The 223-nt window shown below is 66.8% G+C and carries 1 pseudogene; it reads right to left on the bottom strand.

The features are described from left to right. Positions 1-223 (bottom strand): annotated as a pseudogene (locus E4K09_RS26065) (GNAT family N-acetyltransferase); the annotation flags it as partial.

The raw sequence follows: 223 nt of genomic DNA, 5'->3' as shown, positions 1-223 counted from the left end.
GCGATCCCCTGTCCGATATCCAGCACCACGAGAGGCCGGCCTCGGGTCACGGTGGAACGCCACCAGCGCTCGCTGCGACGGGCGAACATCTTGTCCAGGGTCACGCCGGGACTGATGCCGAGATAGGCCTCGCGCCAGGCGGCGTCGAACACCCTGGACAGGGCTGAGGCGTCATCGGGCTTGGCATGACGGATGCTGACGAGGAGGTCGCTCATGGCTTGAG

Source organism: Microvirga pakistanensis (assembly GCF_004458765.1).
GTDB lineage: Bacteria > Pseudomonadota > Alphaproteobacteria > Rhizobiales > Beijerinckiaceae > Microvirga > Microvirga pakistanensis.
This window is presented reverse-complemented; position numbering and strand designations above follow the sequence as displayed.